This window comes from Sorangium sp. So ce362, from assembly GCF_051519845.1.
In the GTDB taxonomy this organism is placed as follows: Bacteria; Myxococcota_A; Polyangia; order Polyangiales; family Polyangiaceae; genus Sorangium.
The window spans coordinates 5,232,969-5,251,560 of the sequence record NZ_CP150332.1 but is presented as its reverse complement, the minus strand read 5'-3'; the positions used below and the strand labels follow the sequence as shown (position 1 = coordinate 5,251,560).

Annotated in this window: 18 protein-coding genes; 11 read left to right on the top strand and 7 right to left on the bottom strand. The window is 72.6% G+C overall.

Features of this window, described 5'->3' with window-relative positions:
* Positions 1 to 39: 39 nt before the first annotated feature.
* The 4 genes from WMF17_RS20420 to WMF17_RS20405 all read right to left on the bottom strand — a co-directional run bounded on the left by WMF17_RS20420 (position 40) and on the right by WMF17_RS20405 (position 3,412).
* Positions 40 to 1,317: a phosphodiester glycosidase family protein gene (locus WMF17_RS20420; protein WP_437603746.1), complete on the bottom strand. Its 1,278-nt coding sequence runs from the start codon at positions 1,315 to 1,317 to the stop codon at positions 40 to 42.
* Positions 1,318 to 1,389: 72 nt separating this feature from the next.
* Positions 1,390 to 1,884, bottom strand: a complete 495-nt coding sequence (locus tag WMF17_RS20415; RefSeq protein ID WP_437650813.1) for a hypothetical protein — start codon at positions 1,882 to 1,884, stop codon at positions 1,390 to 1,392.
* A complete protein-coding gene (locus WMF17_RS20410; protein ID WP_437603744.1) occupies positions 1,881 to 2,387 on the bottom strand; it encodes a hypothetical protein in 507 nt (168 codons plus the stop codon). Before WMF17_RS20410 ends, WMF17_RS20415 begins: the two co-directional genes overlap by 4 nt.
* A 251-nt stretch (positions 2,388 to 2,638) precedes the next feature.
* Entirely contained in the window at positions 2,639 to 3,412 is a 774-nt protein-coding gene (locus WMF17_RS20405; RefSeq protein ID WP_437650811.1) for a hypothetical protein, read from the bottom strand.
* Positions 3,413 to 3,554: 142 nt separating this feature from the next.
* On the opposite strand from WMF17_RS20405, the gene mutY reads away from it, so the two are divergent.
* Together mutY and WMF17_RS20395 are read left to right on the top strand one after the other, a co-directional pair.
* Positions 3,555 to 4,832: an A/G-specific adenine glycosylase gene (mutY, locus tag WMF17_RS20400; protein ID WP_437650809.1), complete on the top strand. Its 1,278-nt coding sequence runs from the start codon at positions 3,555 to 3,557 to the stop codon at positions 4,830 to 4,832.
* A gap of 318 nt (positions 4,833 to 5,150) precedes the next feature.
* Entirely contained in the window at positions 5,151 to 5,366 is a 216-nt protein-coding gene (locus WMF17_RS20395; RefSeq protein WP_437603741.1) for a hypothetical protein, read from the top strand.
* 72 nt (positions 5,367 to 5,438) lie between these two features.
* On the opposite strand, the gene WMF17_RS20390 is transcribed toward WMF17_RS20395, so the two are convergent.
* Positions 5,439 to 5,807: a hypothetical protein gene (locus WMF17_RS20390; RefSeq protein WP_437650807.1), complete on the bottom strand. Its 369-nt coding sequence runs from the start codon at positions 5,805 to 5,807 to the stop codon at positions 5,439 to 5,441.
* A gap of 390 nt (positions 5,808 to 6,197) precedes the next feature.
* Here WMF17_RS20390 and WMF17_RS20385 point away from each other — a divergent pair, with 390 nt between their 5' ends.
* Genes WMF17_RS20385 through WMF17_RS20375 form a run of 3 tightly spaced genes read left to right on the top strand, consistent with a single transcriptional unit; the run spans position 6,198 to position 8,295 of the window.
* Positions 6,198 to 6,857: a hypothetical protein gene (locus WMF17_RS20385; RefSeq protein WP_437650806.1), complete on the top strand. Its 660-nt coding sequence runs from the start codon at positions 6,198 to 6,200 to the stop codon at positions 6,855 to 6,857.
* Positions 6,854 to 7,264 carry a hypothetical protein gene (locus WMF17_RS20380; protein WP_437603738.1) on the top strand — a complete coding sequence of 137 codons (411 nt, stop codon included), beginning with the start codon at positions 6,854 to 6,856 and terminating at the stop codon, positions 7,262 to 7,264. Before WMF17_RS20385 ends, WMF17_RS20380 begins: the two co-directional genes overlap by 4 nt.
* On the top strand, positions 7,261 to 8,295 hold the full coding sequence (locus WMF17_RS20375) for a hypothetical protein (RefSeq protein WP_437650804.1): 1,035 nt from the start codon (positions 7,261 to 7,263) through the stop codon (positions 8,293 to 8,295). The genes WMF17_RS20380 and WMF17_RS20375 overlap by 4 nt, the downstream gene beginning before the upstream one ends.
* Positions 8,296 to 8,314: 19 nt before the next feature.
* Here the strand turns inward: WMF17_RS20375 and WMF17_RS20370 are convergent, their stop codons facing one another.
* Positions 8,315 to 9,823: a sulfatase gene (locus tag WMF17_RS20370; protein WP_437603736.1), complete on the bottom strand. Its 1,509-nt coding sequence runs from the start codon at positions 9,821 to 9,823 to the stop codon at positions 8,315 to 8,317.
* A gap of 77 nt (positions 9,824 to 9,900) precedes the next feature.
* Here WMF17_RS20370 and WMF17_RS20365 point away from each other — a divergent pair, with 77 nt between their 5' ends.
* Positions 9,901 to 11,010 (top strand): hypothetical protein, encoded by a 1,110-nt coding sequence (locus tag WMF17_RS20365; protein ID WP_437650802.1) that lies wholly within the window; start codon positions 9,901 to 9,903, stop codon positions 11,008 to 11,010.
* A gap of 23 nt (positions 11,011 to 11,033) precedes the next feature.
* Complete coding sequence (locus WMF17_RS20360) at positions 11,034 to 13,127, top strand: hypothetical protein (RefSeq protein WP_437650800.1); 2,094 nt, start codon at positions 11,034 to 11,036, stop codon at positions 13,125 to 13,127.
* A 102-nt stretch (positions 13,128 to 13,229) separates the two neighbouring features.
* Here the strand turns inward: WMF17_RS20360 and WMF17_RS20355 are convergent, their stop codons facing one another.
* Entirely contained in the window at positions 13,230 to 15,107 is a 1,878-nt protein-coding gene (locus tag WMF17_RS20355; protein ID WP_437650799.1) for an aconitase family protein, read from the bottom strand.
* A gap of 543 nt (positions 15,108 to 15,650) precedes the next feature.
* Between WMF17_RS20355 and WMF17_RS20350 the strand changes: the two genes are divergently transcribed.
* Genes WMF17_RS20350 through accC form a run of 4 tightly spaced genes read left to right on the top strand, consistent with a single transcriptional unit; the run spans position 15,651 to position 18,406 of the window.
* On the top strand, positions 15,651 to 16,010 hold the full coding sequence (locus WMF17_RS20350) for a roadblock/LC7 domain-containing protein (RefSeq protein WP_437581352.1): 360 nt from the start codon (positions 15,651 to 15,653) through the stop codon (positions 16,008 to 16,010).
* Positions 16,007 to 16,474 (top strand): type II 3-dehydroquinate dehydratase, encoded by a 468-nt coding sequence (locus WMF17_RS20345; RefSeq protein WP_437604279.1) that lies wholly within the window; start codon positions 16,007 to 16,009, stop codon positions 16,472 to 16,474. The genes WMF17_RS20350 and WMF17_RS20345 overlap by 4 nt, the downstream gene beginning before the upstream one ends.
* Positions 16,475 to 16,513: 39 nt before the next feature.
* On the top strand, positions 16,514 to 17,038 hold the full coding sequence (accB, locus tag WMF17_RS20340; protein ID WP_437603731.1) for an acetyl-CoA carboxylase biotin carboxyl carrier protein: 525 nt from the start codon (positions 16,514 to 16,516) through the stop codon (positions 17,036 to 17,038).
* 21 nt (positions 17,039 to 17,059) lie between these two features.
* Positions 17,060 to 18,406, top strand: coding sequence for an acetyl-CoA carboxylase biotin carboxylase subunit (accC, locus tag WMF17_RS20335; protein ID WP_437603730.1), 1,347 nt, complete (start codon positions 17,060 to 17,062; stop codon positions 18,404 to 18,406).
* Positions 18,407 to 18,592: the final 186 nt, after the last annotated feature.

The window sequence follows — 18,592 nt, the reverse complement described above, 5'->3', positions numbered from 1 at the left end:
CCGCGGCGAGCGATCCGCCGGGGCGCCGCGGATCGAGGATCAGCGCCCGCTGCGGCCGAGGACGTCGGCGGCGGGGGACGGACGATCGGCGAGCCCGAGCGGCGCCGTCGGCCGCCGCCGCCGCAGGTAGAAGAAGTCGCGCGGCGCCGGCTCGGCGACGTATTCCTCCGGCTTGAACTGCACGTCCGGGATCAGCGCCGACCGCGCGCGCGGCCCCTCGCCGTCCGCGCCGCGCTCGTACAGAAGGAAGCGCGGGTAGGCGTGGTTGACGTCGAGCTCCGCCACGTCGTGCGCGCCCGCGGCCTTCATCCCCTGGGCGAGGGTGCGCGCGGTCACGGCCTCGCCGAGCCCGTAGAAGAGCAGCTTGCCCGCCGCGTCGACGCCGAGCGCCGACCGCCGGATCACCGTCTCGCCGCTCACGGTCGCGCCCCAGTCGCGGTTCGAGTCGTAGAGCAAGTGGTGCAGCTCGCCCTGCTCGACAAGGCAGGGCGGCGTCTGCCGGTAGGCGGCCATGCGGGCCTCGTCGGCGCGCAGCTGGGGCCAGGTGCGGATCCGCACCGCGCCGGTCCGGTAGAGGGCGATCGTGCACGCCTTGTCGCGCGGCGGCAGGAACGTGTCGCCGTCGAGCATCATCCCGTAGTGACCGTGCATCGCCTTGAAGCCCCCGTTGAAGGCGGCGATGAGCCCTCCGGCGTGGCCCTCGGGGACGAGCCCCGGGCGGCGCTCGGCCGGGATGTCCGGCGAGAACGGCTCCTTCGTGCCCGCGACGAGCCGGAGGTCGACGCGCCCGAGATCGATCGCCACCACGGCGATCGCCGCGAACACGCGCCTCGGATCCGGGTGCACGACGCTCCTCCAGAGCACCGGGGCGCCGCCGGGTCGCACGGCGTCGGGGACCGGCGCCCAGACGCCGTCGCCCGTGGCCGCGACCTCGCGGAAGGGCGGCTCGAACGAGGAGGGGGGCGAGATCGATTCGGTCTCCAGGCTCTCGCTGTCCTTCACGGCCTCCGCCGCGGCGGCGGGCGCGGGCTCCCAGAACGTCTTCGGGGGCGCGTGCCGGTAGATGGCCTGGTTCAGGCGATCGGCGACGCCGTAGGCCACGTCCTCGGCCCACGCGACCGGAGCCGGGCCGACCACGGCCCGCGCCCCGTCGGCCAGCGCCGGGCCGAAGCCGCGGACCTCATGGATGCCGTACCAGAGCGCCTCGACCGCGATCGCGCAGACCGCGACGCAGCGCAGCGCGCGCTCGGGTAAGCGCGGGTGGGACCGACGCCTGCGCGGGGGCTCGCTGGCGAAAGGGGGCGAAGGCTTGTCCACGGCGATAAAGAGGCTACCCGATCGTGCGGGCAGCCCCAAGTTCCGGGCTGCGGGCGAGCGCCGCCGCGCTCGCTACGGCTGCCCGTGCGCCATCGTCCGGGGCCCGTCCTTGAACAGGATCTCGATCTTGCCTCGATCGATGACCTTCGCGACCACGCCGTCGCCGAACTTGCTGTGGTGGATGAGCTCTCCCTCGCCGAAGGTGAGGGTGATGCGGTACGGCTTGAACGCCCCGGAGGGCTTCCCCGCGATGGCGCGCTCCCACGCGAGCGTCTGGTCGCGCTCGGCGCGCTGGGCGGCCGTGAGGCGCTCCACGCCGCCGCCGCGCGTCGAGGCCGACGACGTCGCCCTCGGCTCGCCGCTGCTCCGCGACGCGGCGCGCGCGGCCGCCCGGCTCTCGCGCTCGCTCTTCGGCTGGCGGTAGAGGTGGTGGGACATGCAGGTCTTGCACTCGACCTTCTTCACCACGTCACCGACCATCGCGATGATCCGGTGGGTGAGGTCCAGGCGGCACTTGGTGCACCAGGCGTCGACTTCGCCGCCAGTCCTAAGCTTCTTCGTCGTCACTTCTCCTCACGGCGCCGGTCTCGCCCGGTCTCTTTGCTTCGATCCTTGACGTTCACTTGGGCGGTCACCTCCGGCTTCGGCAAGCCCGTCCTCGGCTCGTCCTGGCCGTCGTCTTTCCTGGCCGCATCGTTCGGAACGAAGCGGATCTCGGTCTTGATCTCGAAGGAGAGCTTCGTCAGCACCTTCGTGATCTCGTCCGCGAACTGGGTGTGCTCGAGGACATCCCGGATCTCCTTGGCGACGACCCGGTAGAGACCGTTCTTTGTCTCGTCGATCTGGGTATAGAGGTAGTGGAGGACCTCTTTGGGCAGCTTGAGGTCGCCCACGAAGTGCCGGAGGTTCTCGGGCCCCTCGCTCAGCCTGTCGATGCCGCTCTCGACGGCGCGCTCGACCACGCGCTTGAAGAGCTCGGGGATAGCGCGCTCGAAGAGGCGTTTCTTCTCGCCCTCGCCTTCCACCTTGTCCCCTTCGTCCTCGCGGAGCGGCTCGGTGTCGTCGGCCATGGCTCGGGCTCCCCTAGCGGGACGGGGCGGCCACGTCAATGCAGGGGTTCGTGCAGGGTGCCGGCGTCGCGCCATGGTCCATGGATCTGCCGGATTTTGATGACGATGGGGAGCCTTTCGCGCGTCGGCCCGCTGGCGGGAGAGCTCGGCCTTCGAGCCCGGCCGCGCGGCGGGAGGTCGTGACGGCCAGGACAGAACCTCGCGGCTCCGCGGCGTCCGCGCGCCTGCCGATCGCGGGGCGCGCCGCCGGCTCAGAGCTCCTCGTAAGCGTCCGTCTCGTGCGTCTCGTAGGTTTCGTCGGATTCCGCGCCGGCGTCGCCCTCGCGCGCTCGCTTGTAGGACTTCAGCATCCACACCTCCGCCGCGAACCGGCCGGCGCCGCGGCGAGCGCTGATCTCGACGGTGGCGTCGTCGTCCTCGAGCGGGCAGAAAGGCCGATCCGGCTGGACGATCGGCCACGCGTCCTCGGTGCCGTCGCTCGCGATCATCGCCCCGCGGCTGCTCCGCACGGCGACGTCCAGGTTGATGACCCCCGGTCCGCCGACGGCGAACACCCGGTAGCATGCGCCCCGGACCGCCTGCAGCTGCTCCGTGACGATCGCCCCGCCCTCGGCCACCTGCCCCTCGATCGGCTTGGGCGAGAGCCGGCGCATGCCGTTCTCCGGACCGCAGAGCAGCGAGAGGCGCGTGACGTCCTTCACCGGATTGCCGCTGATCCTGAAGTTCCCGTAGCAGCGCACCCAGGGCCCGCCGACGCGCACCGGGAGGACCGGCAGGTCGAGATCCGCGGGCGCTCCGGCGTCGCCCTCGCCCTGTCCCGCGTCGGCGTCCGACAGCCCGCCGGCCCCGACCGTGACGGCCACGTTCGGCGGCGCTGCCGAGAGCACGACCGGGGGGCCGGGCTTGCCCTCCCAGGGGCGCGGCTCATCGCGGCAGCCCGCCACGACGAGCCCGAGGAGCAACGCGGCGCAGAGGCGCGCGGCCCTCGGGAAGAGCAGGGAGGGGCAGGGGCGCCGGGACGACACCGCGCTCGGCTCTTGCGCTAGAGTCCCGCGCGATGGAAGCGTTTTCTGAGCGCAGCGAGCGGCGGCCGCGCAATCCGCACAAAGCGAGGCACGACGACGCGCGCGATCCGCGCCGACGTTGCAGAGGGCGGGCCCCTCGCGCGTGAGCACGACGCCCCGCCCGCCCGCGCGCTCCGGCGCGGGCTCACGCCAGACAACACCCGCGCGCTCCGGCGCGGGCTCACGCCAGAGCCAGGATCAGGAGCGCGCGCCGCGCCGCCGCGCCTCGCCCGGTGAGCAGGGCGCGAGCGCGTCCCCGCCGGCGCCGCCGGACCCGAGCGAGCGCGACCTGGAGATCGCGGCCGCCCTCGGGGCCTGGTTCGACCGCGTCGCGCGTGACCTGCCGTGGCGCAGGACGCGCGACCCCTACGCGATCTGGCTGAGCGAGGTGATGCTCCAGCAGACCCGCGTCGACACGGTGATCCCGTACTACGAGCGCTTCCTCGCCCGCTACCCCACGGTCTCCGCCCTCGCCTCCGCGGAGATCGACGACGTGCTCTCGCTGTGGAGCGGCCTCGGCTACTACCGCCGCGCGCGCGTGCTCCACCTCGCCGCGCGCGAGATCACCGCGCGCCACGACGGCGCGCTCCCCCGCGACGTCCCGGCGCTCCTCGCCCTGCCCGGCGTCGGCGCGTACACCGCGGGCGCGATCGCGAGCATCGCGTACGATCAGCCGGTGCCTCTCGTCGACGGCAACGTCGCCCGGGTGCTCTCCCGCATCGAGGGCATCGACGACGAGATCCGCAGCGCCTCGGGCACGCGCAAGCTCTGGTCGGCCGCGGAACGCCTCGTGCGGGGCCCCGCGGGCAGCGTCCATCCGGGACGCTTCAACCAGGCCTTGATGGAGCTCGGCGCGACCGTGTGCACGCCCCGCAACCCCCGCTGCGATGCCTGTCCCGTCGACGGCGCGTGCGCCGCGCGCGCGCTGGGGCGGCAGGCGGAGCTGCCGGTGATCGCCCCGAAGCGCGACGTCCCGGCGGTCGAGATGGTCGCGGCGGTGGTGCGATCGGGCGACCGCGTGCTGTTCGCCCGGCGCGCCGAGGGAGGTCTCTTCGGCGGGCTCTGGGAGCCGCCCATGGTCGAGGCGCGCGCGCTCGCGGACGCCCGCGCGCTCCTCGAGCAGGTCGGCGTCGGGCCTGACGCGCCGCTCCGCGAGGTCGGCCGCGTGCGCCACATCCTCACGCACCGGCGGCTCGACGTGACGGTGGCGCGCGCCGAGGTGGCGGCCCCGTGGCGCTGCCGGGCAAAGCTTGCCGCCCCCTACGAGAAGGCGGCGTGGCTCGATCCGGGCGTGCTGGAGTTCGGCGTTTCCAAGCTCGCGCGAAAGGTCCTTTCCGTGGCATCGGCGCCGGACGCCGGAGGCGCGCGTCGGCCGCGGTGAACGCGCGCGGCCGGGCGGGCGGGCGCGCGCCGTGGTCCGCGGAGAGGCCGGAGATGGCTCGATTTCGCGTCCTCGCTGCGCTCCGAAGGGCCTCGCTCCGCTGCGGGCGGGGGGCGGCGCCGCTTGCGGCCGAGCTGCTGCGGCGCAGCGGCGCGGGCGGAGCGAAACCCGTATGTCGCCGTGGAACGTCGCCGGCTTTGACGCTGCAGCGCGAGCGCGGTGGCACGGAAGGCGCTTGGTGGGAGGGCGGGCAGGCCCTCTAGCCTCGCGGCGCCGGCGGTGGCCGGAGCTCGATTCAAGCCTGGGAGCTCAAGCAACATGGATGCGCGACGACGGATCACGGAGACGCTGCCCACGGCGAGCGCACCTGTGCGATCCATGACCGTGATGGCGGACGACGGAGCGCTGTACGTGCTGCCGCTGTGCGAGCGGATCGTGCTCGATGTGCTGGCCTACGAGGACGAGGGCCTGCTGGCCTTCATCCGCATCGACGGGGAGGTGGTGGCGGAGCTGCCCGTGCTCGGGCAGGCGTGACCCGGCCGGGGCTGCTCGCGCCGAGCGTGGCGGAGCGCGCCGCGGCCTCGCCGCGCCGGCGCGGGCTGCTTCTCAGCCCACGCTTCGCATCCGCTGGGTCACAGGTTGCTCGTCCTCTTCGGCGTCCGGCTCCACGGACTCGACCTCCTCGTCTTCCAGGAGATAGGGCAGGTCGACGTCGTCGTCGTCGTGCGACATCACGACGTCGCTGATGTCCTGCCCCCGCGTCGCTCCCTCGAGGAACTCCGCCCCGAGATCGCTCGCCAGATCGGCGGCGGCGTCGGCGGCGTCGGGGTTCACCTCGAACTCGGTGCAGCCGGCATCGTTCGGGTGGTGGTGGTAGCCGCGGACCTCGTCGTCGAGCGTCGGGATCACGTCGCTGATCTCGCTGCGCGGGCTCACCTTGCCGCGCAGCGGGGGCGCCGCGGCGGCGTCCATCATGTCGATGAACGGCTCGTCCAGCTCGCTCGTCCCGGGCCAGCGCGCGGCGCTCTGAGGAGCCTGCGCGTGCCTGCGGGGCCTTCCCGGGTCGCTGCGATCTTCTCGTTCTCGGCGCTGCGTCGTGCTCGTGCGCGGCGCGCGTGGCGGTGACGAAGGTGCGGCGGTGCTCTGCCTGCCTCGGGTGCTTGAATTGCTCACGGTGGTCTCCCCATGCAGGGTCCGGTCCGCAGGTGCAGCGGGCGGATACGCAACGGGGGCGAGGACCGTGCCGAAGGCTGCGTGCTGCGCCGTCGCCGGGGCGCGGCGCGCGGACGAGGCGCGCGCCGCGCGCGGCCGGGACGCAATTGAGCGTGCCAGCGAGCGCCACCTCGGGGTAGAAGGCTCGTGGCGATGCTGGAACTCCGGACCGGGCTTGCGCTCGTGGCCGTTCTCCTCGGGGCGTCCTTCGGGCGCGCCGCCGCGGCCCAGCCTGCTGCCGCCCGCGGCGCGGAGGCGCCGCAGGAGGGCGGGGGCGCCGCGCTCGATGCGTACCGCGCGCTCTCGCGGCCGCCGGGGACGGCGGGGCGCGTCGTGTCGACCCTCGCGATGGGGACCGGGATCCGGTTCAACAACCCGTACCGCCTGCAGACGCAGCTCGGGGAGACGGCGGAGTCGCTCTCGCTGACCGCGGGGTACCTCGATCTCGGCGTCGCGCTGGCGCTGGGGCCGGCCGATGGCGTCCAGCACGGCGGTGCGCTGCGCCTGTCGATCGCGGTGGACGGCGTGCCGCAGGAGTCGCTCACGCCGAGCTACTTCGTCGCCTACCGCGGCCTCACGCGCGCGCTCGCGTACGGGCGCCTCGGCGCGGCGATCCTGATCGAGCCCGACGTGAACGTCGGCGGCGAGCTCGCCGTGGGGCTCGGGTACTTCCTCCTCGGTGGCGTGGCGCTCTCGGGCGAGATCGTCGGGGATCTCTTCTACGGCGCCGCGACGTACGACGCGGCGTACACCGTCTATCCGGTCGTCTCCGCGCAGCTCGGGCTCATGATCGAGCACGAGCTCTTGCCATGAGCTCGCCGGGGCGCGAGCGGCGCCGCGGGCGCCTCCGGGCGAGCGAGGCCGCGGGGGTCGCGGCGCTGCTGCTCCTCGTGGGCATCGCGCCGGTCGTGGGCGACATCGGCAGCTGCGGGCAGGCGCCGGAGGAGCTCGACCCGTACAAGTTCTTCGCGCTCAAGGCGCAGATCGACTGCGCCCAGTGCGAGGACTGTGGCCTGCGCACGCGCGCCTGCGCCGCCGCTTGCGGCTTCGAGGCCGCGCCGGAGCTCCCGGCCGGCTGCTATCCGCTGGTCCACGACGGCGAGGTGTGCCTGCACAAGCTCAACACGGCGAGCTGCGGCGAGTACCGCGATCACATGGCGGACGAGGGCGCGTCGATCCCGACGGAGTGCAATTTTTGCCCACTGGAAGAGGCGCCGTGAGCGGGCGCGGCGCAGTCGCGTCGGGTCGACGCCTCGCGAGGGCCGCGCGGGGGCTCTCGTGCGCCGCGCTCGTCGCGGCCCTGTCCGGGTGCGCCTCGAAGCCGGCGCTCCTCGCGAGCTACGACGACTATGCGGCGTACCGGGCGACGCGCGTATCGAGGACCCTCGAGGGGCGGCTCGCGGCGGCGTCGGCCTACCTGGAGCGCCACCCGGAGGGGGCCTTCGCCGCCGAGGTGCGCGCGTACCTCGCGCGGGCCGAGCCGGTCTACTACGCCGCGAAGCGCGGGACCACCGCCGGCCTCGCGGCGTACCTGGCCACGCTGCCCAGGGGCGCGTTCCGCGCGGAGGCGACCCACCGGCTGCGCGCGCTCGTCCGGGAGCGCAGCGCCGGCGACCCGCTCTCGCGCGCGGCCCAGCAGACGGATGCGCACCTCTCGAGGCAGCGGGCGGAGCGCGCGCGGATCCGCGAGGAGCTCGCCGCGTGGCTGCGCCGGTTCCTGGGCAGGGAGGCCTGGGGGCGCCCGCTCGCGGAGGCGCCTGCCGATGTGATCGTCCCGTTCAGCCTGACGCTGCCGGCGCCCCGGTGCGCGCCGGCCGACGAGCGCGCGCCCCCGGGCGCCGCCGCCTGCGCGAAGCGGATCGCGCTCCCGTTCGTCGTGAACGCCGGCGGCGAGAGCGCGCCGCGGCAGGCGGAGATCGAGGTCGCCGTCCTCCAGGACGCGGCGGGCCGCCCGATCGAGGTCGCGATCCGGGGGCCCGATCTCTTCACGCGCCTCGAGGAGGCGCGCTCGGCGCGCGAGGTCGCCCCGGACGACCCCGAGGGCCGCATCGGCGGGATCTCCCTGGCGGTCGAGCTCTCGCGCGGCGCCTTCGCGGCGCGCGTCTCCGGCGATCCGTCGTGCAGCCGCGAGGTGGTGGCGCCCGTCGTGCTGCACCTGGAGTGCGGAGGGGCCCGCCTCGTGGCGCGCGCCGCGAGCGAGGCGGGCGAGGACGACGTCGTGACGATCACCGTCGCCTCGCCGGCGCGCTAGCTCCGAGCGTCTGCGCCCGCTAGCACGGCTTGTTCTTCTTCTTCCCCTTGAGCTTCGCCGTGTTCTTCGGGCAGACGTCCTTGATGGCGGCGGAGCGCTCCCTGTAGATCGCCTTCATCGCCTCGAAGACGGCCGCCTGCTCGCGCTTGAGATCCTTCGTCTCCCCCGGATCCGCGATGACGTCGAAGAGCTCGAACGCGTCGTCGTCGCCGTAGGCGATGAGCTTGTGCCGCCCGTTGATGAGCGCCCTGCGCCGGTCGTTGTCGCTCGTGCGCGGCAGATCGACGATGACGTCGCGCGGCTCGGCGCTCGCGCCGTAGAGCTCGGGCACGAGGCTCGTGCCCGAGAACGACGGCTCCGGCGGGGCGCCGGTCAGCTCCAGGATCGTGGGCGCGAGGTCGATGGAGCTGCGCGGCACGTTGATCCGGCGCGGGGTGATCCCCCCGGGCGCCTGGATCATCAGCGGCACGTGGGTGAGCACGTCCCACACCTCGAAGCCGTGGCGATACATCTTGTGCTCGCCGAACGCCTCGCCGTGGTCCGCGGTCACGATGATCGCCGTGTCCTTCCCCCACGGCTGCTTCGCGACGAAATCGAGCAACTTTCCCACGTGCATGTCGGTGAACTTCACCTCCCCGTCGTACTTGTCGCGGGCGCGCTTGCCGAACGGCTCGATCCCCTCGTGCGTCATGTACACGTCGTGCGGATCGAGGAAGTGGAAGTACGCGAAGAAGGTGCCCGATGTGTTCGCCTTGTCGGAGAGCATCTTGATCGCGAGCTCCAGGTGCCCGGGGCTCGTCACGTTCCGGTCGGTCGTGTTGTCGGCCGAGAGCCCGGGCACGATCTCGTACACGTCGAAGCCCTGCCGGAACCCCGCCTTCTGGTCGAAGTAGAAGTGCGCGTGCGCGCTCATCGTCCGCACCCCGGCCTTCTGCAGGAGCTCCGGGAACATCACGACGCTGTCGGGGTAGTTGCCGAAGAAGTAGCCGCTGCGCTCGACCGCGCTCGGGTACCGGCCGGCGAGGAAGCCGCCGACGCTCATCGAGGTGTACGACGAGATCGCATAGTGGCGCGTGTAGCTGACCGCCTTCTTCTCGAACGCCGTCAGCGTGGGCGCGATGTCGCGCTCGTAGCCGTTCCACGGCATGTCCGCGCGCAGGCTGTCGATCGAGATCACGAGCACGTTCATCTTCGGGCGCTGCGCTGCCGGCGCCTCCGCAGGGTTGCCCTCCTTGCCCGCGGCGGCGGTGCCGTCGGCCGCCGCCGCGGCGCTCCCCTCCGCGGCGGCCTGCGATCCGGCCGCGACGGGCTCCTGCCGCGCCGTGGGCTCCGGCGTGCGCGCGGGCGGGGGGTGGCCGTCGCCCTCGCGGGAGCAGCCCGCTCCGGCGCTGACGAGCGCGAGCGCGAGCGTCGCCGCGAGGCGCCGGCGGGCCAGGCGCGGGGGCGCCGCGAGAGGGGGCGCCGAGCACGAGGGCGCGCGTTGTCCTTCCGGTTCCCAGACTCTCGTACGTGAAGCGACCGTGTGCATGAGCGCCGTCTTACTCCGACTTGCGCCGCTCCGCCAAAGCCGCACACCGCGCGCGACTTCCGGTATGCTCCCTGTTCATGGCCTCGGCCCCTCGGAACCCGCCGCCGCTGCCGCCTTCGGGCCGATCGCAACCCGGTGCCAGGCCGGGGGAGAGGGCGGCGCTCGAGCCGCCGCGGTCGCTCCCGCCCAACGCGCCGCGGCGCGTGGGCGAGCACGTCAGCCAGGCGCTGAAGGACCATATCACCGAGATGGCGCTCGGCCTGCTCGAAGAGCAGATGCAGGCCCGCATCGTCCACTACCGCGCCGATCTCGAGACCAACCCCCAGCTCGACGCGGTCACCGCGCAGGTCGTCGCCCAGCTGAAGGTGATCCAGGCCTCCGCGGGCGCGCCGGAGCGTGGGACGAGGAACCACGACGCGATCCGCGACGCGCACGAGAAGACCCTCCGCACCCTGCTCGAGCGGGTCATCCGCGAGGACGGCATCTCGCTGCTCGTCGAGCGGCGGCTCAAGAAGATCCACAAGAACCTCGCCCGCCTGTTCTTCCAGTCCGAGCTCCACGAGAAGACGCGGGGCCGCGACGGCGCGCCGAAGGTGATCCACCACGGCGAGCAGGCGCTCTTCTACGTGCTGACCCGCTACAAGAACCGGATCGAGACCGAGCTCGACGGCTTCGAGTTCGCCTCCGAGGAGGCGCGGGAGCAGTCGTTCGAGCTGCTCGCGAAGCTCACGAAGGACATGCAGGACGCCTTCCTGTCGCGCCGATCGAGCGAGCTCAGGCGCATCGTCTCGGTGGTGCACGCCGTGCTCGTCGACTTCTTCAGCGTGCGCCTCGCCCAGAGCCTCGGCGAGATCGCCGCGCGGGTCGTGCGTGACGCGGGCACGTTCGAGGGCAGGGCGTTCGCGTACAAGGTGACGAGCGAGGCCTTCCCTCGCTTCCGCGCGGCGTTCGAGCGCCACCTCATGGTGATGCTCATCGGCTTCGCCGAGGACGAGCTGGTCGCCCAGCTGGCCGACACGGCCGGCGCTGAGCGCGACGAGACGATCCTCTTCATCACCGATCCCCAGCTCTTCAGCATGATCTGCGGCGAGGTCTGCGAGGGGCTCTACGAGTTCCTCTGCAACGAGGGCTTTCTCGACCTGCCGCCCGACTGGCGCCGCGCCTCGACGGCGCCTACCGACAGCTGACCCAAGAGAAACCCACGGACATCATGAGACGGTACGACGTCGCGCGAGCGGGCTCCGGCCTGCTCTTCGCTCTCTCTCTGCTCGCCGGCTGCGCGCGCGTCCCCGATGTGGACGCCTCGGGGCTCGCGCTCCGCCGCGTGGTCATCTACAGGAACGGCGTCGCGTACTTCGAGCGCCGGGGGATCATCGACGCCGATCAGGTGACCTTCCGCGTGCGCAAGGAAAAGGTCGGCGACTTCCTCGCGACGCTCGCGGTCATCGAGGCCGGCGGCAGCAGCGTCCGGAGCGCGTCGTTCCCGGTCGAGGTCGACGACGGCTCGGACGAGGACGACGCACCGGCGGCGCCCGGGCCCGAGGTGACGGTCGCGCCGCCGCCCGGGGACAAGGGCGCGACGGCGGCGAAGAAGAAGCGGGACGAGCTCGAGAACGTGAAGCTGACGCTCGACGGGCGCGAGCACGACCTCGTGGTCGGCTACGTGGCCGAGACGCCGGTGTGGCGCCCCTCCTACCGGCTCGTGATGGGCGCGATCGGGGCTCCGGGCGCCGCGAGCGTGGACCCGCGCGCCACGTCGAAGCAGGCGCACCTCCAGGCGTGGGGCATCGTGCAGAACCTCTCGGGCGAGGACTGGAATGGCGTGAAGCTGTCGCTCGTGGCGGGCGCGCCGCTCGCCTTCCAGGCGACGCTCGACCGGGCGGCGATCCCGCCGCGCCCCATCGTCAGCGACCAGGGCGAGGTGATCGCGTCCGTGCCGACGAGCGAGACCACGCTGGCCACCGAGGCCGCGTCGCCCGCGCCGCCCCCGCCGCCGCCCATGCCGGCGCTGGCTGCGCCGCAGGCGGAGGTAGAGGCCGCCCACGAGTACGTCTTCGGTGCCGAGGAGGGCGTCGCCGCCGGCAGGACAGGGGCCGCGAGCCGGGCCGCGACGGCCAAGGTGCCCTCAAGGCCGGCGGCGAAGCGGGCTTACGGTGGCGCGCCTGGCGCCGCGGGGCCGCAGCGGGGCGGGGCGGTGTTCGCCGACGATCCGGCGGCCATGGACAGCAAGGCCATGATGAACCCGTCGCCGCCGCGCAACATGAGCGCCCTCGCCGCGGTCGCGATGGAGGCGGGCACGACGCGGTACGACATCCCGTTCCCGGTCGACATCCCCGACCGGAGCGCGACGATGGTCCTGCTCCTCGCGAAGCAGGTGCCCGGCGAGTCGATCTTCCTGTTCGCGCCCGACGGCGGCGTGCCCGCGTCGAGCTCCCACCCGTTCCGGGTGGCGCGCTTCACGAACGACACGAAGGGGCTCCTCGAGCGCGGCCCCATCGCGGTCTTCGAGAACGGCTCGTTCCTCGGCCAGGGCATGGTCGAGCCGCTGCCGCCGGGGGCCACGACGACGGTGCCGTTCGCGCTGGAGCGGGGCCTCGCCGTCGACACGGCGCGCGAGGAGAGCGCGGAGGGCGCGCGCATCGCGAAGATCGAGGGCGGCGCGCTCGAGATCGAGCGCGACTGGGTGACGCACACCAAGTACGCCGTCCGCAACGGCGGCGATCTCGCGGCGAGGACGCTCGTGAAGCACCCCCGCCTGCACGGGACGCGCCTGCACGCGCCCCCGAAGGGCACCGAGGACAACGTCGGCACGGGCAGCGCGCTCGTGCCGATCGACGTGCCGCGGCGAGGGACGGCGGTGCTGGACGTGGACGAGCGACGGCTCTTCCGGCAGCAGATCGACTGGCTCAGCCAGCTCGCCGACGACGCGGTGCAGGCCTACCTGAAGGACCCGCGCGCAGACGCGACCGTGGCGAAGCAGCTCGGCCAGGCCTGGGACGTCCGGGGCAAGCTGCGCCCCGCCATCGACGAGCGCGACAAGCTGATCGCGGAGCAGGAGCGCCTCCAGCAGCAGAGCCACGAGCTCCGGCAGAACCTCCGTGCGATCGAGAAGAACAGGACCGCCGACGAGCTCCGCCGCGATCTCACCGACCGGCTCGCGAAGGCGTCGGCGCGCCTCGACGAGATCACGAAGCGCGTCATCGTGCTCGAGATGCAGATCAACGAGCAGCAGATCCGCTTCCGCGATCTCACGAACGAGATCAAGCTCCTCGCCCCGCTCGCCCCGGTGCGCGCGGCGCCCTGAGCGCCGAGCTCTCGTTCCCCGGTTCCCGGCGGGGAGGCTCCGCGCCCCGCTTCCGGTGAGGATGCCCTGCATCCCCACCGGAAGCGGGGCGCGCTCGCCCCGCTACCGCGCTGGTTTGCTCGCGATGAGCGGCTGCCGCACGGTGCCGGCGTGGGTCCAGCTCCGCTCCATGCCCGTCGCGAGCCAGGCCACCTCGACGCGCTCGCCGTCGAAGACGGCCGCGACGCGATCGCCCCACTGGGCGGGGGCGGGGAGCTCCACGCTCTTCTGCCCCTTGATGCTGCCGAGCGCCTCCGCGCCGACGAGGAACGTGGCGATCCCCTCGCTCGCGAACGCCGACACCGCGGTGCTCGGCACGAAGGGCGCGACCACCGCGCGCACCGCCGACAGATCGGTCGCGCGCTCGGCGACCGCCCGCACCTCGTCGAGCGTCGACAGGACGAGCGCCACCCCGCCGGCCGCCGCGCTCTCGGCCGGCGCCCTGTCGTCGTCGGCGACAGGCGCGGCCGGCTCGACCGGGCCAGGGGCTTTGCGCCCGCGCACCCCGACCGCCGCGCGCCCGTTCGCCTTCGGCACGCCCGCGAGCACGTCGAGCGTCAGCGGCCCATTCCAGGGCACCGCCGCGGGCGCCGGCGGCGGCTTCTTCGTGCTCACCTGCTCGCCCTTCTTGTCGCGGAGGATCAGCACGTCGTCGGTCGGCAGCGCCCGCGGCACGGTCACCCGCACCGGCCGCTTGAACGACCGCGGATCGCCGACCGAGCCCGTGGCCACGGCGTAGGCCAGCGTCTCGGCCGAGGCCACGACGAACGACGGCGCCCCGGCGATGCGCGGCTCCGGATCGGCGGTGCGCAGCGACAGGCCGCCGGGCGGCGGCGGGTAGATCTCCGAGGTCACGACGCGCCTGTCCGGCTCGATGATCCGCGCGCCCGTCGCCACGAGATCGACAAGCGCCCCCGACTGCGCGAGCACCTCGAGCACCTGCCGCGACGGCGGCGCGACGAGCAGATCGAGCCGTGACGGGACGCGCTTCGACTTGAGCAGCAGCGCCGCCGCGAGCATGTCGCGCAACGTCACGCCGGAGTCGCCCCCGAGGACGACCTGCGCCACCGGCTTGCCGGCGAGATCGCGGACCGGCCGGACCACGCCCTCCTCGTCCATCAGCAGAGGGTCGACCGTGCCGAGGTCGATCGAGACGACCTCCTCGCAGGGCGCGCCCGGATCCGGGACGAGCGCCCGGTGGGCCTTCGATCTGCGCTGATCGCGGAGGAAGACCTCCGTCTTCTCGTCGCTCACGAACAGCGCCGCCGCCGCGCCCACCTGCGGCGCGATGCCGCAGAGCACCGCGCGGTCGCCCACCGAGAGGAGCCGCGCGCTCGGCCCGGCGAACTCGAGGATCACCGGCGCGTGGTGCTCGCCCTCGATGCGCCGCACGACCTCGTCGAGGTTCCTGCGGAGCAGCTCGAGGGCGACGTCCCGCGCGCACACGAACGGCCGCACCCGGCCCGAGAGGTGGATCTGGACGCTCCGCGGCGGCCGGAGCCAGGCCGAGCCCGTGGCGAGCGCCTGCCCGAGCTGGCTCGGCGAGACGACGAGCGACAGCATGCCGATGCCGCCGACCGTCGCGAGGCGCGGGTCGTCGGTGAGGGCGAGCCGCGCCGGCGCGGCGAAGCGCTCGAGGTGCACGGGGGCGGGGAAGCCGATGCCGGGCCGCGCGATCGGGATATTGTAGGTCGGGAACTCGGGCGACACCGAGTGCGGGCTCCCCTCGTCGGTGTCCGCGAGCGAACTCGCGTCGGCCACGCAGGTGCCGTCGTAGGCGACGGCGACTTCGACCGGCGTCTTCTTCATGCCCGTGGCGATGGCCTCGGCCAGCGCGCGCGATGGCGCCCGGGAGAGGATTACCTGATCGACCTTGACCTGAACGAGATCACCCCGCAGCTGAGGATCCGTCGCCCGCCCGGCGAGGATCTTCTGGGGCATCGTGCGGGGGGGATCCCCGGCTCGCGCACGCATAGATGTTGGGCCGTCCTTGTTTTTCTTGATGAGCTGGCGGGTGCGGCGTACGCCGCTCCGACCACGTTTCACGTCGTCCCGCCGGTGAGATGCTCCGGCGGGATCCGCCCACGGCCTTGCCGCGAGGCGAAAGAACGGCCGCACGTTAGCCGCTCGCCGGGACAAGGGTCAAGGCGTGCTTTGGAGCGGGTCCCCTGGGGCGGGAATCGCCCGGCTGGGACCAGGATGCAAGAGGCAAAGCGCGCTCGCCGTTCATCGTTATATCAGCGCGCTTCGCCGCGCTGCCGGGCGGACGGCGCGCGCTTTCGCGGTGTTGCGCGCGGTGGCTCGGCTGCGTCTCCGCGGGCTGTCCGTTTCCTCCCTCCTCTCCGTTTCCTCCCTCCTCACCGCTGGGCGCGCGCTGCCGGACGGCCGGCGCGGGTGAGCGCCGGCCGCCCGGGCCGAGGCGCGTGACGGCGGGTCCCGTTCGTTTGTTTTCCCGATCGTGCCGCGCTTGGGTAGTCTCGGCGCATGTTCCAGGCCGTGCTGAAGGAAGTCGTAGAGAACACCGAGGGCGGCATCGCGACCCTTCTCATGGATTTCGAGGGGATCGCGGTCGACAGCTACTCCAAGCCCGGGGCCGCGTTCGACATCACCACCATCGGCGCGGAGTTCAGCGTCGTGTTGAAGTCGATCCAGCGCGCCGCCGAGATGCTCGACGCGGGCAACGCCGCCGAGATCGCGATCCAGGCGGAGAAGGTCACCACGCTGATCCGCGTCGTGAACAACTCGTACTTCGTGGCCTTCTCGATGACGCCCGACGCGAACATCGGCAAGGCCCGGTACCTCTTGCGCACCAAGGTGCCGGTGCTGCTGAAGGAGCTCGTCTGAGCAGCTTCAGGATCTCGGTCATCTCGGGGCCGAACCTCGATCGGCTGGGCAAGCGCGAGCCAGCGATCTACGGCACGGCCACGCTGGATGATATCCACGGCGCCGTCGAGGAGGCCGCTCGGGCCCACGGCGCCACGGTGTCGTGCATGCAATCGAACTGCGAGGGGGAGCTCGTGACCGCGATCAGCCACGCCGGCGATCGCGGCTTCCACGGCATCCTCCTCAACGCCGGTGCCTACACGCACACCTCCATCGCGCTCTACGACGCGATCCGCGCGTGCGCGCTTCCGACCGTCGAGGTGCACATCTCCAACCCGGACGCTCGCGAGCCGTTCCGCCGCCGCTCCCGCATCGCGCCTGCGTGCATGGCGCGCGTCGCGGGCTTCGGTCCGAGCTCGTACGTGCTCGGGCTGCTCGGGCTGCTCGGGCACCTGGAGAAGCTGCGATCGGACGAAAGAGGTTGAACATGCGCCGTCACTCTGGTTGAAAGGCGGCAAACATCGATGGCCGAACGTCCTTCCATGAACATCAACCTCAAGCAGTTGCGGGCGCTGGTGCGCCTCCTAGAGAAGCGCAACGTGAGCGACTTCGAGTTCGAGGACGAACACGTTCGCATCCGGCTGACGCGCGGGGGCCTCGTGCCGCAGGGCGGGGCGCCGCCGCTCGCGCCGGTCGCGTACCATCTCCAGAGCGCGCCGGCCGCGGCGCCCGCCGCGCAGCTCGCGCCGGCGGCCGCGCCTGCTGCGGCGCTGCCGCCGGCGGCGCCCGACGCGGCGAGCGACGAGGGGATCTCGTACGTCACCTCGCCGTTCGTCGGCACGTTCTACCGCTCGCCGTCTCCTGACGCGCCGCCCTTCGTCGATATCGGGAGCGCGATCCGCGTGGGTCAGGCGCTGTGCATCATCGAGGCGATGAAGCTGATGAACGAGATCGAGGCGGATTCCCCCGGCACGATCGTCGAGATCCTCGTCGACAACGGCAAGCCGGTCGAGTTCGGGCAGCGTCTCTTCAAGGTCCGGGGCAGCTAGCGCTGCCGGGGCGAGGGTGCCGTGTTCCAGAAGATCCTGATCGCCAATCGCGGCGAGATCGCGATGCGTGTCATCCGCGCTTGCCGCCTGCTCGGCATCCGCTCGGTCGCGATCCACTCCGAGGTGGACGCCGCGGCGCTGCACGTCCGGTTCGCGGACGAGGCCGTGTGCGTCGGCCCGGCCGACGCGTCGAAGAGCTACCTCAACATCCCGCAGATCATCGCCGCCGCCGAGGTCACGGGCGCCGACGCGATCCACCCGGGCTACGGGTTCCTCTCGGAGAACCCGAAGTTCGCCGAGCTCTGCAAGAAGTGCCGGCTCACCTTCATCGGGCCGACCGCCGAGGCGATGCGGACCTGGGGCGACAAGGTGTCCGCGCGCGCGGTCGCCAAGCGCTTCGGCATCCCGATGCTCAGCGGCACCGGCGTGCTCACGAGCGCGGAGGACGCGAGCGAGCAGGCCGAGCGCGTCGGCTATCCGGTGATCCTGAAGGCCTCCGGGGGCGGCGGCGGCAGGGGCATGCGCATCGTCCGCCACGACGGCGAGGTGCAGCGCTCGTTCGAGATCGCGACGCAGGAGGCCATGAACGGCTTCAAGAACCCGGACGTCTACCTCGAGCGCTACGTCGAGGCGCCGCGCCACATCGAGTTCCAGGTGCTCGCGGATCAGCACGGGGGCGTGTGGACGCTCGGCGAGCGCGAGTGCTCGCTCCAGCGCCGGCACCAGAAGGTGATGGAGGAGTCGCCCAGCCCGGCGATGGACAACGAGAAGCGCTCCAGGATGGGCGACATCATCCGGGCCGCGGTCCTCGAGACCGGCTACACGGGCCTCGGCACGCTCGAGTTCCTGATGGATGACCGCGGCGATCTCTACTTCATGGAGATGAACACCCGCGTGCAGGTCGAGCACCCGGTCACCGAGATGGTGACCGGCGTCGATCTGGTCGCGCAGCAGATCCTCGCCGCCGCCGGCGAGCGCCTCACGCTGCCCGACACGCGACCCTGGAGCTTCCGCGGCCACGCCATCGAGTGCCGGGTCAACGCCGAGGATCCTCGCTCGTTCGTGCCGTGGCCCGGGCTCATCACCGAGTACCACTCCCCCGGCGGCGTCGGGATCCGCGTCGACTCCGGCGTGTACGGCGGCTTCCGCGTCCCGAGCGCCTACGACTCGCTGGTCGCCAAGGTGATCGCGCACGGCGCGAACCGGGCCGAGGCGATCGCCAGGCTCCGGTGCGCGCTCGACGAGTTCATCATCGGCGGCATCCGCACGAACATCCCGCTGCACCAGGCGCTGCTGCGAGATCCCGACGTCATCGCGGGCAACATCTCGACCCACACGATCGAGCGCGTCGTCTCGCAGGGTTTCTGACCGCGACGCCCCTGCGTTCGCCTCGCCGGCGCGGCGAGCGCGGGGAGCGTGGCGAACGCGGCGAGCGCGGCGAGCGCGCAACGAATGCGCGCTCGCGTCGGCGAGCGCGGCGCACGCGGCGAACGCGCAACGAATGCGCGCTCGCGTCGGCGAGCGCGGCGCGGGCGCGATGAATGTTGTCCGTGA